Origin of the sequence: Flavobacterium pokkalii (genome assembly GCF_014596575.1) — a bacterium.
Taxonomy (GTDB): Bacteria; Bacteroidota; Bacteroidia; order Flavobacteriales; family Flavobacteriaceae; genus Flavobacterium; species Flavobacterium pokkalii.
On the sequence record NZ_NASZ01000003.1, the window covers coordinates 181,268 to 197,236 of the forward strand.

Annotated in this window: 8 protein-coding genes; all 8 read right to left on the minus strand. The window is 36.4% G+C overall.

Going from position 1 to position 15,969, the window contains the following annotated elements; all coding sequences use genetic code 11:
* Positions 1-63 precede the first annotated feature (63 nt).
* Positions 64-7,293 (minus strand): T9SS outer membrane translocon Sov/SprA, encoded by a 7,230-nt coding sequence (sov, locus tag B6A10_RS03820; RefSeq protein ID WP_188219776.1) that lies wholly within the window; start codon positions 7,291-7,293, stop codon positions 64-66.
* 23 nt (positions 7,294-7,316) lie between these two features.
* The gene (gene ruvA / locus B6A10_RS03825) at positions 7,317-7,898 is read right to left on the minus strand and encodes a Holliday junction branch migration protein RuvA (protein WP_026712658.1); all 582 of its coding nucleotides are present in this window, start codon (positions 7,896-7,898) and stop codon (positions 7,317-7,319) included.
* A 16-nt stretch (positions 7,899-7,914) separates the two neighbouring features.
* A complete protein-coding gene (locus tag B6A10_RS03830) occupies positions 7,915-10,203 on the minus strand; it encodes an NADP-dependent malic enzyme (RefSeq protein WP_188219777.1) in 2,289 nt (762 codons plus the stop codon).
* Positions 10,204-10,353: 150 nt separating this feature from the next.
* On the minus strand, positions 10,354-10,788 hold the full coding sequence (locus B6A10_RS03835) for a CBS domain-containing protein (protein WP_026712656.1): 435 nt from the start codon (positions 10,786-10,788) through the stop codon (positions 10,354-10,356).
* 79 nt (positions 10,789-10,867) lie between these two features.
* The gene (queG, locus tag B6A10_RS03840; RefSeq protein ID WP_188219835.1) at positions 10,868-11,791 is read right to left on the minus strand and encodes a tRNA epoxyqueuosine(34) reductase QueG; all 924 of its coding nucleotides are present in this window, start codon (positions 11,789-11,791) and stop codon (positions 10,868-10,870) included.
* A gap of 70 nt (positions 11,792-11,861) precedes the next feature.
* A complete protein-coding gene (gene ruvB / locus B6A10_RS03845; protein ID WP_055094325.1) occupies positions 11,862-12,884 on the minus strand; it encodes a Holliday junction branch migration DNA helicase RuvB in 1,023 nt (340 codons plus the stop codon).
* A 98-nt stretch (positions 12,885-12,982) separates the two neighbouring features.
* Positions 12,983-14,779, minus strand: a complete 1,797-nt coding sequence (locus tag B6A10_RS03850; RefSeq protein WP_026712653.1) for a cytochrome c oxidase subunit I — start codon at positions 14,777-14,779, stop codon at positions 12,983-12,985.
* A gap of 27 nt (positions 14,780-14,806) precedes the next feature.
* Complete coding sequence (locus tag B6A10_RS03855; protein ID WP_188219778.1) at positions 14,807-15,961, minus strand: cytochrome c oxidase subunit II; 1,155 nt, start codon at positions 15,959-15,961, stop codon at positions 14,807-14,809.
* Positions 15,962-15,969 lie beyond the last annotated feature (8 nt).

The following is a 15,969-nucleotide window of genomic DNA, read 5'->3' on the forward strand; positions in this document are numbered from 1 at the left end:
TGAAATTTATTTTTTTGGCAAATGTAACAATCTTCAACTTAAATTATATGTAGATTTCACAAATTAATTACCAAAATTATATCGAAGTGTGAATCCGGAACGAATATTCGTAATCGGATACGAAGTCGATATTACTGCTTTTGAAAAAGAATGGTCATAATAGAAAATCGCCGTAAGGTTTTTACTGAACGAATAATCCGCAGTTACTTTCAAAGACCATAAATTTTGCCCGCCAGCCAATTGGTTATTATCATAATCCAAATAACGCACTATCGTTTGATTGTTTCGATATGACAAATCGGCTTTTAAATTAATATCTCCTTTGATAACCCCCGTAGGATTATCGGCTAATCGGGAAGAGAAAACCACATTTTTAAAGCGATAACCCAAACCTACGATATATTCGATTCCTTTTACTTCGGTCAATAAATTATTATCAAAACTCATCGACAAAGCGCGATCTTTCTTAATCTCGGTAAGCACTTTTAAGGAATTTTTCAATTCGAAATCCAATCGCACCAAAGGACTAAACTGCTCCACTAAATTAACATTCGAAATAAGTGTTTTGTTATAAAAATTTCCGCTATCATCCATTCCTGACGAATCATTATCATAATCAAAATTAGAACGGAATTGATTAATGGTATAAGAAGCCCGATAACTGTGCTGTAAAGAAAAACGCTTGAAAGTCTTTTTAAAAGTTTCATAACGCATCAATCCATTGTATTTTATCGTCCAGTTAGGAATTGGGAAATTTCTGAAAATACCCGTCGAAACTTTTGAAGCATCCGTTCCGGAATAAGCTGCTATAAAGGCAGGCAACAACACCGCTTGATTATTTTTTCCAAAACCTATCGGATATCCATCATTCACAATAATTCTTTTTCGCTCCGGATTGTTAGGATTTGCCAAATCAGTTTCATCTGCGGCTGGATTCTCAGCAGGAAGCGATGCTGCATCATATCTTTGAATTATACCTCCTGCATAAAGCTCAGGATGTTCAGCAGCTAACCTATTAGCTACTGTAAGTCGGTTACTTCTAAAATCATCAAAAGCAGCCGAAGAATTTTCATCACTTTGTGAAAAAGCCGTCTTAATTAAGACTGTCGATATAGAGAACATTCCGTAATTGTATGGCGAACGGGAATTGTACATTCCGTCGGCTGAAACATCGTACTGCTCAGAATAATTTTCCGAAAACGATCGATCCATATTCAAATCAATTTTGAAATCCGGGAACAAATCCACATTAGCCGTAGCGCGCAATACCTTATTACTTACCTGCGTGTAATTCTGGCTAAACTCCTGATAATTGGTCAGCCAGCCATTTTTAGCTGCTTCATAACGCACATCGTCCTGACTACCAAAAATAAATCCTAACGAAGGTCTTGAAGAACCTAAGAAACCAATACTTGGTGTATAACCCGGCAAGAGCGTTCCGCTATTTTCTGAATAATTAATCTGAATATTTTTAACGCTGGTTAACACCCCTAACAATCCGTCCACAAACTGATTAGACTGAACCTGAGGTTTAGGAGCGGCGGTAATTTTCTGTCCCGGTTTAGGTGCAACCGCAGGCGCTTTTCTAACCGGAGTTTTGGCTTTTGGAGACAATCCTAAATATTTGTACAGCATATCCATGTTGAAACTGGCATTCAAATTATTAGTTCGGGCATTTTGAATCGTATTCCCTAAGTTATAATTCATTCCATCCACAACAATTTCCGACAATGCATTAGCTGATTTTTGCCAGCTATAATCTCCCGTATAAGAATAATTCGCCTTCACAAAACTAAACAACGGAATCTTATTAATTGGAAGATCATAATTCAAAATAATTTGTTGGGTATGACGGTTTGGATCTCCAATATCCCAATAGCTGTCCCAAATAGAGAAATCTTCTATTGGCTGATCGCTATCATCCAAATAATTCTTAACCAAATTATTGGTTGAAGCCGCATAACTGAATTTTAATGATTTTGTTAAATTAAAGTTGAAACCATAATTATAATTAAAGCCAAAATTTCGGCGGTACAACGGCTGTAACTCTAAACCGGGAACATTATCCACCTGTCTGTATTGCTGACGGTTGTATTGACGGTTAATATTAGTATTGAAAGTAATATTAGATGGCAAATAATTAAAATTAAAATCACTCAGTAACTTCCAATAACTACTTTTCTTCATGAATTTTGTTTTCTTGAAAGGCTCTACCGGTTTGTTTTCAAAACTATAAGCATAATCTACGGTTGTACTTGCCTGCTGATCCAAATAGTCTTCAATTTCATAATCATGACGCTCCACTTTATTAAACGATTGCGAAAAAGTAAAGTTCTCCGGATCGTAAACATGTGGCTTTTGCTCAGCACTTCTTTGTTTTCTTACCCCAATAAAATTGATGCTGGTTCGCTTCGTATAATCAATGGCGCGGTTTCTTAAATTTGCTCTAGCATCAGCATCATCTGTTTCTTTTAAAAGCTGTTTCAACTTAATATCCTGATTAAACGGATCGTATTCGGGTTTAATGGTTTCTTCGCCAACACTATAATTGAACGGTAAATTAATTCCCCATCTGTTAGGCAACAGCTTTCCTAAATTGATATTAGTTACAATATTGTATTGCTGAATATCTTCACGACTTCTTTCATTCGGACCTTGTTCAATAGTTCCAAAACCAACAGTACTCATTTTTCCGGTGGCGGAAACAGTAGCAAAATCGGCAAAATTAGTATCCACATTCAATACAGCTGCCATACCGCCATGATTGTCCATTTCAGCCAAACGAAGTTCGTTAAACCAAACTTCACCTTTAAGAGCCTGACGCGTATCATTACTTTTAACTCCAACCATCAAAGTACGCACCATTCCGAAATTAGGATTTCCTTTAATCCCTAATCTTAGTTTGTTAACTTTATTAGCCAAATCTCCATCCAGTTCATCTTCATTTTTATAATAAATTCCGTCCAATGGCAAAGTACTTGCATCCACACTCATGGATTCGATTTTTAATTTGGTAAGCAATGACAAAGCCAAGTCAATCTCATTGACCTCCGGCCAAACTTCACTGGCGGTATATTTACAATTCCCGTCCGTTGTAGCGGTAACTTTCAATGGAATCTCAATTTGGTAGAAGTTTTGTGTAAAATCATTACCAAAACGAATAAATCCAACCATTTGATCATCTGTTAACGGAATTTCTCCTTTTAAAGATTCAGCATGTAAAAACATTTTCAGTCTTTTAAACTGACGCATATCGACACTCACGTTTTTGAAAACTGCTCTGGAATCTTCTATTTCTAAACCGTCTCCTGCAACTCTTAACGATAAGGATTGTTCGTTTTGATTAATCAGCGTGTTATTGTTATACAACTGCTCGCGGGTAACGCCCGGAGGAGTAACATAATTTACCGGACATCTTTCGTCATTTTCCTGAATGTTTACTGCCGCAACATCTAGTTCAGTACCATCATCATCTACATTGGCATCATTTGGATCGAGAGTTGAAGTATATCTTCGCCACTCGCCGCGAACCAAATCCAAAGCACCAAAACGCATCGTAACTTCATTTTCAAATCCGGTCATAAACATTCGCATAAAACGAACAGATCTAAAATCACTAATGTTTCCAATGGTATTTTCCGGCTGAGAAACCGGTATTTTAAACTGAATCCATCGGGCATCTGTTGTTCCTCCATTGGGTAATGGCACGGTGGTTTCTCTAATATCAGTAATATAATTTTCACCCACTTTCATATCGGGTCTAACTTCAATGCTGTATTCATAATAAGCATTGATTGTATTCATCGTATTATCCCTGTTGATGTCTTCTACATCCGGAACGGTAGTAGCACCACGGTTAGGATCGTTTATATCAACAGCCGAATTGCCATCTACTCCATTATAATTTTTATAGCGCTCTTTAACACCTCCGGAAGTATTCAAATAATAGGTATAATCATCGGCTGCAGGATCAGATTCGCCGGCAAAATTAGTATAAACCGTCGCCTCATCATTATTATTCAAACCATCCAAACCAACATCCTGATTTTTTCTGTTATTGGCATCGGCATCAAAAGCATAAATCAACGATTGCGAAGCCGGAACATCTCCCCAAACAGGTCTTGGATTAGTCATAATCTGATCCGGACCTAATCCGTTTTCGTATTGTTTTCTTCCGTCTTTTAAAATATCTTCTGAAATTTCACCCAGGTTAAAATAAATTTTACCGGTATTTGTTGCGTCTGATTTTCCATTACCCACATAAGGATCTAAAACCCATAATTGGATATACTCCACATTCCCCTGTTCGAAATTCGTGGAACTGATGGAACGCATAATTCCTCCGTAATTTTCTTTGGGAGTCAAATTAAAACTGGAATTATTGTTATACGGTCCTCTTTCGGATGGAAAATAAGACAAATCCAACGTATTAATTACCTGTGTTTGTCCTTGCGCAATATCCAGATTAGGATACAATTCTTCACTATAAATTCTTCTGGTAGCGTTTAACGAAATATCATCATTTGAAATTCCCGATGGTCTTTGAACATAAAAAATCGGATCGATGGTGTACCAGGCCAATTTTGCTCTTTTAAAACCATAACTTAAATCATTTGCCGAAGCATTAAAATTATACGTACTGTTCGTATTATTTTCAGGTGTTGAAGCCAAACTCCAGGAATAAGCTGAACGCATATCGATAGTGGACTGAGAACCTTCAAAATCGTCAACATACAAAGTTGATTCCCCCTGAAACTGGTCGGCTTTAGAAGTTCCCGGTTTTAGGAAAGCAACTTCTCCTCTAACCGATAAATTAGACGGTACATCGGTATCTACGTTAGGCAACATATTTACTAATCGGGTGAAGAAAGGAACTTCGGTAGAGAAATTAGTATTAAACCCAAAAATGGTATTGTTAACTGATTCCTGACCATAATTGGATTTTTGAGTAAATGGTTTTTCGGTCATCTTCAAAAAAGTTCCACCCAAAGTAAAGTTATCCGAAAATTTATGTTCGACATTTACCCCCATAAACCTTCTGGTTTGCTGACCAAAAACGGTATTATTTTCCAAAGAAACATTAATCGGCGTGTTAGATGCCTGCAGGGAAGGATCCAAAATCTGAACGCGCCCCAATTGGTAATTCACACTATAATCTACACCTTCAACTAAAACTCTTCCTCCTGCTGTAACCACCACAGAACCTTGTGGCACGTTATAAGCTCCAATCGGGATTCCGTCGCCGGCAGATGATTTATATTTTCCTCGCAAAAGGAATTTATTTTTATCACTATCTTCTAAAGCTTTAGCCTGTGTTTTTCGATACATTGCTGTAAAAACATACTTGCTTTGATTTGGATTATAAGTGGACGCATTAGCATAATCTTCGCCGGCATTATTGGATAATTTTTTAAATAACAATTCCCCAAAAGGCTCTTTAGTGGTAAAAATAATTCGCCCGTTTTGAGTATCCATTGTTAAACCCGAAACAAAATCAAAGAAACCGTCTCCGCCAGCCTGACGGTCGTTGTTATAATTTAATTTATCCAAATTGAATACATTCAACAAAGGAGTTTCAGCTACTTTATCATCCGGAGAAGGATTTACCGGAAAAGGATTTCCGGCTACCGGAGTAATGTAATTTAACGGCGAAGGATCGGTATAAAGAATGTTAAATCTAAAATCTTCCTGTTTAATTTGGTAAGCCCCCGGAATTTGATAAATATTTTTCATCATCAGATTCCACACCGGATTAGAAACATTGGTCAAATTACTTTTCAGCATTTTCAAAATCAAACTTTGGGTAACCACCGCCTGCGTACTTTGAGGAGTTCCGGTTACTAAAGTAGCATCAACACCGTCATTTCCAAATTCACCCACCTGATACACTTTATCCCCAATCGTATATTCATAAGCCACCGCTAAAATCTCGTCATTGGACAACCTTTGTTGCAACGAAATATATCCTAATTGCGGGTGGTAAGTAAATTCATTGGTTGTTAATTTGCGGGCATTTTCCAGTTTGGAATAATCCTGTCCTTCAGTTACTGACACTTTAAAACCTGATGCTGCCGTAGCCATTTCACGAATAGAAGTCGTCAGATAACCATCTGCCTGACCAATTTTGGATGGATCAAATTTATTATTGGCATTATCTGATGGTGTATCAGCAGGAACATTAAACATTCCTGTGGAAGGATTCAAAACCACTACTTCATTATCATCTAGTCCGTTTAATTGTGATTCCCCTAAATCCTGAATCGCAATGACATTTCTAAGGTTATTAGATGTGGTATTCAAACGTGTTTGCTTGTTAGTTACCCAAACTTCAATTCGGGTAATTTGCACCCGGCTGTCAATAAAAGGATAACTTTTTAAAGCCGCATCGTATCGGTTTCTAAAATATTGTGATAAAAAGAAGTGTCGGTCATTATCATAATCCAAGGCAAATAAATCAAAATCCTGAATAGTTCCTCCACCCTGAGAAACAACCGTTTTTGTTTGCGATTTTTGCTCGGAGAAAACTCCGGTAACTGTTGTTTTTCCAAATTGTAACTGCGCCTTCACCCCAAATAAACTCTGCGCTCCTCTAATCAGGGAACTGTTTAAAGGCATACTTACATTTCCAACTTCAATTTTTTGAATAATATCATCTTCCGTTGGCGCATATTCTAATTTTAACAGATTTTGAAAAGCAAAAGAAGACTGCGTATCATAATTAGCATTAACACTCAATCGGGTTCCTACTTTCCCCATCAGACTCATACTGATTCTTTGGTCAAAATCAAAAGCCAGATTGGTTCTGTTTCTTGGCGAAAACGAAGGATTGTCCTGTTTGGTAAATCGGGCTCCCATATCCATTTCTACCGAACCCGTTGGTTTTACATCAATGGTATTACTTCCAAAAATAGATTCAAACAAGCCTGAATTCACGTAATATCTGGGTAACAAATCTTTTTTAGCGGCTTCACTTCCTTCTTTTTTCCCGTCAATTGCATCCGATTTTTTTTTGAAATAATCCTTCATTGATTCTTTCAAAACCAAATTTTCATATTCTTTTGGCGTTAGAATAACAGGATATTTTATCGAAAATCCGTCAACCGAATTCGTATAGATATAACGATCTGTTTTAGGATCATAAGTATAAGCCGACAAGATACTCTTTGGGTCTTTCATCTGAACTTTCCCTAAAGAATAGGTTGCTTTAGTTGTGTCCTGAGCCGGCTGATTTACCTGAGCCAAGGATACAAAACTGCATAATAAAACTGCCCAAACAATACAAATTTTATGCATACAATATTTTTTTTGCGGTGCTTTTATAAGCTTTTTAAGGCTTGTTTAATAATCGATTCTACAGAGGCATCCGGATTCTCTTTCACAATTTTATCAATCACTTTTTCAGAAGCCTTTCTTACAAAACCTAAAACTTCTAATGCAGATAACGCTTCATCTCGGTTTGTATTGTTTTGAGCAATAGAAACTTCGTCCAAATCGTACAATTTCAATACTTTTTCTTTCAAATCCAAAATTACACGCTGCGCTGTTTTCCCTCCAATTCCTTTTATTGACTGGATTGTACTTACATCAGCCGAAGCAATAGCGTTAATAATTTGCTTAGGTTCTAATGATGACAACATGGTTCTGGCAATTCCGGCTCCAATACCTGAAACTGACAATAACATTTTAAATATTTCTCTTTCCGATTTTTCCACAAAACCAAAAATAGTATGTGCGTCTTCTTTTATCTGAAGATAAGTAAACACCTTAACAAAATCCGAATTAGGAAGTAATGAATATGTATGTAGTGAAATGTGAACTTCATAGCCCACACCTCCACAATCAATAACGAGCTGTGTTGGTGTTTTCTCAACTAACTTCCCCTGTAAATGCGCAATCATCTATTTATCTAACTATTTATTTTAACTTTTTTTCTCTGTTTTCTTTTTCCTGTGCATCTATCACGGTAATAGCCGCCATATTAACCATTTCTTCCACACTGGCACCTAATTGAAAAATATGAACCGGTTTTCCCATTCCCATCATAATAGGACCTATCGAACCGGTTTTGTATAATTCTTTCATCAATTTATAAGTAATGTTTGCCGAATCCAGATTGGGAAAAATTAAGGTATTTACCTTTTTTCCGGCTAATTTAGAAAATGGAAATTTCTCGGTTAACATTTCCGGATTCAAAGCAAAATCGGCCTGAATATCCCCATCAACAATCAAATCAGGGTGATTTTCATGCAAATAAGCTACGGCATCTCTAATTTTTGAGGCATTTTCATGAGTTGACGAACCAAAATTAGAATAGGAAACCATTGCAATTACCGGTTCAACGCCAAACATACGGGCGGTTTTGGCCGTCATTACCGCAATTTTAACCAATTCCTCCGAAGACGGATTAATGTTAATCGCTGTATCGGACAAAAACATTGGCCCCCGGCTGGTCATCATCATATTGGCAGTGGCAACTAAAGAAGCTCCCTGTGCTTTATCAATCAATTGCAACATCGGTTTTACCACGGTGGAATAGCTTCTGGAATAACCGGTAACTAAACCGTCGGCCTCGCCGGTATTAACCATCATCGCGGCAAAATAATTACGTTCGCGCATTAATCTTTGAGCGTCTAACAACGAAATTCCCCGGCGCTTTCTGGATTGCCAATAAGCTGTAGCATATCGGTCTCTTCTTTCTATTTCGCTTTTGGATTTTGGATCAATGATTTCGACTTCGGCATCAAAACCTAATTCCTTCATTAATTCTTTTATAATGTCGCGACTTCCTAATAAAATTGGAAAACCAATTCCTTCTTCGTAGACAATTTGTGCTGCTTTTAGCACATCCAAATGATCCCCTTCCGAAAAAACAATTCGCTTCGGATCCATTTTAGCCCGATTACTAATCAATCGAACCATTTTATTATCATTTCCTAAACGTTCTAAAAGTTCTTCTTCATATTTATCCCAATCGGTAATTGGGTTTTTAGCAATCCCTGATTCAATAGCAGCTTTTGCAACAGCAGGAGAAACGGTATTAATTAAACGCGGATCAAAAGGTTTCGGAATAATATATTCGCGACCAAACCCTAATTTAGTGGCTCCATAAGCTACATTTACCTGTTCCGGAACCGACTCTTTTGCCAAAGCTGCCAAAGCGTGAACCGCCGCCATTTTCATCGCTTCGTTAATTTTAGTCGCACGAACATCCAATGCTCCTCTAAAAATATATGGAAAACCTAAAACATTATTAATTTGATTTGGAAAATCCGAACGACCGGTGGCCATAATTACATCTTTTCGGGTTTCTACGGCTAAGTTGTAATCAATTTCAGGATTTGGATTGGCCATTGCAAAAACTATCGGATTTTCGTTCATAGACAACAACATTTCAGGCAACAGAATATTTCCTGAAGAAAGTCCGATAAACACATCCGATCCTTTCATCGCTTCAGCTAAAGGAACTGCATCGCCTTCTACCGCAAATTTCAATTGCATTTCCGTAAGTGACGGATTGTTTTTGGTCAACAAACCTTTACTGTTAAACATCAAAATATTTTCGCGTTTCACGCCAACAGCAATATACAAATCGGCACAGGCCAAAGCCGCCGATCCCGCTCCGGAAATCACCATTTTTACTTCTTCCGGTTTTTTTTCGGCTATTTCTAAAGCATTAATCAATCCGGCTGCCGAAATAATTGCCGTTCCATGCTGATCATCATGCATCACAGGAATATTCAATTCTTCAACCAATCGTCTTTCTATTTCAAAAGATTCCGGCGCTTTGATATCTTCCAGATTAATTCCTCCAAAAGTTGGTGCTATATTTTTTACGGTTTGAATAAATTCTTCGACATTTTTGGTATCTACTTCTATATCAAAAACGTCAATATCTGCAAAAATCTTAAACAGCAATCCTTTTCCTTCCATAACCGGTTTTCCGGCTTCAGGACCTATATCTCCTAAACCTAAAACGGCTGTACCATTACTAATTACAGCTACCAAATTTCCTTTGGCCGTATATTTATAAACGTTTTCTACGTCTTTTTCTATTTCTAAACAAGGTTCGGCTACACCCGGAGAATAGGCTAAAGACAAATCCCTTTGGGTAGCATATCTTTTTGTTGGAACAACCTGAATTTTCCCCGGAGTAGGTTTCGCATGATATAATAACGCTTCTCTCCTTTTGCTTTCTTTATTCATAATAGCAGTTTTATCTTATATACAAAGATAGAAGTCTTAACTTAAAAAGTTAACATTTTCATAATTCTTTTAAAATAATCTAAAAATAAGTTCATAAAAAAAGCCACTAAAATTAGCAGCTTCTTCTATTCAATATCTTTACAAAAAAAATCAGGACTGTGTTCCATTGATATAAGAATCTAACAACTGAATGGTTTCCTTCTGTTTTTCTATAATACATTTTACAACATCTCCAATCGAAATAAGTCCAACAACCTTATCATTTTCCACAACCGGTAAATGACGGATCCTTCTCGAAATCATCAATTCCATACAATTATCAATATCATCCGTTGGATTAACCGTAATAACATTACTAATCATTATTTCCTGAACCAAAGTAGTTTTGGACGCCTTATCTTTAAGAACAATTTTTCGGGCATAATCCCTCTCAGACAAAATCCCTTTCAGTTGGCCGTCTTCGATAACCAAAATAGCACCAACATTTTTCTCACCCATTACTTTTATAGCATCATAAACGCTAATAGTAGAAACAACTGAATATACATCGTTTCCTTTCGTACTTAATATTTGATTTACAGTCATATCGAGAATTTTTTAAGAGATATAAATATAAAAAAAAAATCATTAAAAACAACTTTAAGATGATTCAATAATTTAATTTTTATTTCTTTAAAAAACTGATATTCCGCTGTAAGCCCTGAAATTTCGTTCTTTTAACCGCCGAATCCTTAAAAACAACCCTAAAAGTTTCTTTGGTCATTTCTTCCCAATCTTTTTTTGTCATGGAAAGTATTTCAGGATTTGGATTAAACAAAGGCTCGTTATGACTTTTAGAAAATCGATTCCAGGGACAAACATCCTGACAGGTATCACAACCAAAGGCCCAATCATCAAATTGTCCCTTCATCTCTTGAGGAATATTTTCTTTTAATTCGATAGTAAAATAAGAAATACATTTACTTCCGTCAACTACATAAGGCGCCACAATCGCCTGTGTTGGACAAGCATCAATACAAGCCGTACAACTACCGCAGTGATTTGTAACAGCATGGTCATATTCTAAATCTAAATCAATAATGAGTTCAGCTATAAAATAAAAAGAACCTACTTTTTGAGTCAACAGATTACTGTTTTTTCCAATCCATCCCAAACCGCTTTTAGCTGCCCAGGCTTTATCCATAACCGGAGCCGAATCAACAAAAACTCTTCCGGAAACCTCGCCGATATTCTCCTGAATAGAAAACAATAATTCTTTTAATTTGTCTTTGATTACAAAATGATAATCTTTTCCGTAAGCATATTTGGAAATTTTATAGGAATCAGGATTTTGTTCTTTTTCTGGATAATAATTTAACAGAAGCGAAACGACACTTTTGGCATCATCGACAAGCAAGGTCGGATTAAGTCTTTTATCAAAATGGTTTTCCATGTAGGCCATTTGACCGTTCCGATTATTTTTTAACCAATTCTCTAATCGGGGAGCTTCTTCCTCTAAAAAACCCGCTTTCGAAATACCACAAGACAAAAACCCGAGGCGTTTGGCTTCGGATTTTATGAATTGTGAATATTTTGTTCTTAAGTCTATGAGTTGTGGGTTATGAGTTGTGGGTTATGGGTTTTACACTAAACTCATAACTTTTAACTTGTTTACAAAATTAGAAAAGTCCCCCCTGAATATTAGCTCTGACTTTTCCCAAATGTTTATAGGCTTTCTCTGTAACTTCACGACCACGTGGTGTACGCATAATAAAACCTTCCTGAATTAAAAAGGGTTCGTAAACTTCCTCAATGGTTTCACTGCTTTCTGAAACAGCTGTTGCCAGAGTGGTAAGTCCAACCGGACCTCCTTTAAACTTATCAATAATAGTATTCAGAATCTTGTTGTCCATTTCATCTAAACCATGCGCATCGACATTTAATGCTTTTAAGGCATATTTAGAAATTTCAACATCAATAGTTCCATTTCCTTTTATTTGAGCAAAATCACGAACTCTTCTCAGCAAGGCATTTGCTATCCTTGGTGTTCCACGGCTTCTTCCGGCAATTTCTATAGCGGCTTCCATAGTAATTGGCATCTTCAAAATAGAAGCGCTTCGTTGAATAATAGTTGTCAATAATTCAACTGTGTAATATTGTAATCGGGAAGAAATTCCGAAACGAGCGCGCATAGGTGCTGTTAAAAGTCCTGAACGAGTTGTAGCTCCAATTAAGGTAAATGGATTCAGATTGATTTGAACCGTTCTGGCATTAGGACCCGATTCTATCATAATATCAATCTTAAAATCTTCCATTGCCGAATATAAATATTCTTCAACAATTGGACTCAAACGATGGATTTCATCAATAAACAAAACATCACGTTCATCTAAATTGGTCAATAAACCAGCCAAATCGCCAGGTTTATCTAAAACCGGACCTGAAGTAATTTTGATACCAACTTCCAACTCATTCGCTAAAATATTAGCCAAAGTCGTTTTTCCTAATCCGGGAGGTCCATGAAACAAGGTATGATCTAAAGCTTCTCTTCGCTGATTGGCAGCAGCAACAAAAACCTTTAAATTTTCTAAAACCTGATCCTGCCCAGCAAAGTCATCAAAACTAAGCGGCCTCAATCTTTTATCCAGATCAAGTTCTTCAGGATTATATCCTCTTGTTGTTGGGTCTAAGTTTTCATTCATTTAGCAAAGATAAAGAAAACGGATTGTGATTGCTAAATAATACATACAACAAAATAGGGCATAAAAAAACCTCTGCCGAAGCAGAGGTTTTAAATATATTAGTGGTGTAAAACTGATTCACCTGGTTTCATTGGAACCGTTTGAGGAACGAAATCTTCTTCGTGCTCCGGGTTGCTGTAATCATAAGCCCAACGGTGAACTTCTGGAATTTCACCTGGCCAGTTACCATGAATATGCTCTACCGGAGTTGTCCACTCTAAAGTTGTAGATCTCCATGGGTTTTGTTCTGCTTTCTTACCGTAGAAAATACTACTAAAGAAGTTGTATAAAAACACTAATTGGAAAGCACCTCCTACTAAAGCAAATGTTGTAATTAAAACATTTACATTTTGTAAATCATCAAATAATGGGAAGTTTGTATTAGTATAATAACGTCTTGGTAAACCTGCTAATCCAATGAAGTGCATTGGGAAGAAAACTCCGTAAGCACAAACAGCCGTTACCCAGAAGTGAACATAACCTAAGTTTTTGTTTAACATTCTTCCATACATTTTAGGGAACCAGTGGTAGATTCCTGCAAACATTCCGTAAAGAGCAGAAATACCCATTACTAAGTGGAAGTGTGCAATTACAAAGTAAGTATCGTGAACGTTAATATCTAATGTACTATCTCCTAAAATAATCCCTGTTAAACCTCCGGTGATGAATGTTGAAACCATTCCGATAGAGAATAACATAGCTGGATTCATTTGTAAGTTACCTTTCCATAAAGTTGTAATCCAGTTGAACGCTTTTACAGCAGACGGAATTGCAATTAATAAAGTGGTAAATGTAAATACAGATCCTAAGAAAGGATTCATACCCGAAATAAACATGTGGTGACCCCATACAATTGTAGAAAGGAAAGCAATTGCAAGAACCGACATAATCATCGCTCTGTAACCAAAGATTGGTTTACGAGAGTTTGTTGCCATAATTTCAGACACAAGTCCCATTGCAGGCAAGATTACGATATATACCTCAGGGTGTCCTAAGAACCAGAACAAGTGTTCGAATAATACAGGAGAACCACCTTGGTAATGTAAAACTTCCCCAGCGATATAAATATCAGACAAGAAAAATGAAGTACCAAAACTTCTATCGAAGATTAATAATAATGCTGCAGATAATAATACAGGGAAAGATAAAACCCCGATAATTGCAGTTACAAAGAACGTCCAAATTGTAAGTGGAAGTCTGGTCATAGACATTCCCTTTGTTCTTAAGTTAATAACTGTAACAATGTAATTTAAAGATCCCATTAAAGAAGAAGCAATAAATATAGCCATAGATACTAACCAAAGTGTCATACCTGTTCCTGATCCAGGAATAGCCTGTGGTAAAGCACTTAAAGGAGGATAAATTGTCCAACCTGCTGAAGCTGGTCCTGATTCAACAAATAATGAAATAATCATTACAACAGCTGATAAAAAGAACAACCAGTAAGAAATCATATTCATAAATCCTGATGCCATATCACGTGCACCAATTTGAAGTGGAATAAGTAAGTTACTAAAAGTACCACTCAATCCGGCTGTCAATACAAAGAATACCATGATAGTACCGTGTATTGTTACTAATGCAAGATAAACATCATTAGCCATTACACCATCTGGTGCAAATTTATCACCTAATAAAATATTGAAAATTTTAAAAGATTCTTCAGGCCATGCTAATTGCATTCTGAAAAGCAAAGACATGACAATACCAATAATCCCCATAATAATACCTGTAATAAGGTATTGCTTAGCAATCATTTTATGATCAATACTAAAGATGTATTTAGTAATGAATGTCTCTTTATGGTGGTGTTCGTGTTCGTGATCGTGAGCGTGATCGTGACCTTCTGCTGACATATATTATACTTTAAATATTCTTAATAATTATTTCATAGCAACTGTAGCAGCCGCTACGGTATCATTCTCTTTAGCCTCAGCCGGAGCTGCTGATTCACCCTCCGCTGGTTGCTCTAATGAAGCTTTTACTTCATTAACTAGAGTAGTTTGTTGTGCTAACCATTTTTTGTAATCTTCCGGAGTATCCACAACAATTTTCATTTGCATGTTGTAGTGAGAAGCTCCACAAATTTTATTACAAAGCAATAAATAGTCAAAAGTATAAGGATCTAATCCCGATTCTCCTTTTGCAATTAATTCTGTACTTCTTTTAGCTCTCAACTCATTGATGTGAGCCACTTTTTCAACCATTTCTGGTAACTCTCTGTACTCAGAAGTTGTATAAATTGGTGTAAAAGCAAACTCAGTAACCATCCCCGGAACACAGTTCATTTGCGCTCTAAAGTGAGGCATATAAGCAGAGTGTAAAACGTCCTGAGAACGGAATTTAAAGTGGATTTTCTTTCCTTTTGGGATATGCAATTCACTAACTACAATATCATCCTGAGCATTTGGATCTGATAAATCAACACCTAATGTATTTACTCCTTCAATATATCTTACGTTAGCTTTACCTAAAACATTATCCTCACCAGCAATTCTGGCAGTCCATTTAAATTGTTGAGCATAAACTTCTACCACTACAGTATCTTCATCCTCATCAATAAACATAATGTTTGTCCAGGCATATAATCCGTAAAGGATTAATCCGGCTAAAACAACCGCAGGAATGATACTCCAAATTGCTTCTAATTTATTATTATCAGCAAAATATAAAGCTTTTTGATCTTTCTTTCCTTTGTATTTAAAAGCAAACCAGTATAATAATACTTGTGTTACGGCCTGAACGATGAAGATCAAAACCCAAGTAATATTCATCAAATTATCTACCTGACCTCCATGAGCAGAAGCTGGAGTATGAAGAGGTAAGTTACCCCATTTAAGCAAACCGTAAATTGTAAATACATAAAGGAATGCTAAAAACCCAAACATCAAATAACCCTGAAGATTATTATCTTTATCATTAGCTACTTGCGAATTATCCGAAGAAGCACCAACTTGAGTCAGGTCGAAAATTTTAGTCAATTGCCATAAAGCAATAGCTAATAAAACTAAAACTATAATTACCAACAAACTTGTCATCTGTTTAT

Coding starts and splice junctions, on each gene's coding strand:
- ruvB (WP_055094325.1), bottom strand. CDS start 12,884: ATGAATGAAAACTTAGACCCAACAACAAGAGGATATAATCCTGAAGAA.
- B6A10_RS03850 (WP_026712653.1), bottom strand. CDS start 14,779: ATGTCAGCAGAAGGTCACGATCACGCTCACGATCACGAACACGAACAC.
- B6A10_RS03835 (WP_026712656.1), bottom strand. CDS start 10,788: ATGACTGTAAATCAAATATTAAGTACGAAAGGAAACGATGTATATTCA.
- B6A10_RS03855 (WP_188219778.1), bottom strand. CDS start 15,961: ATGACAAGTTTGTTGGTAATTATAGTTTTAGTTTTATTAGCTATTGCT.
- B6A10_RS03830 (WP_188219777.1), bottom strand. CDS start 10,203: ATGAATAAAGAAAGCAAAAGGAGAGAAGCGTTATTATATCATGCGAAA.
- sov (WP_188219776.1), bottom strand. CDS start 7,293: ATGCATAAAATTTGTATTGTTTGGGCAGTTTTATTATGCAGTTTTGTA.
- ruvA (WP_026712658.1), bottom strand. CDS start 7,898: ATGATTGCGCATTTACAGGGGAAGTTAGTTGAGAAAACACCAACACAG.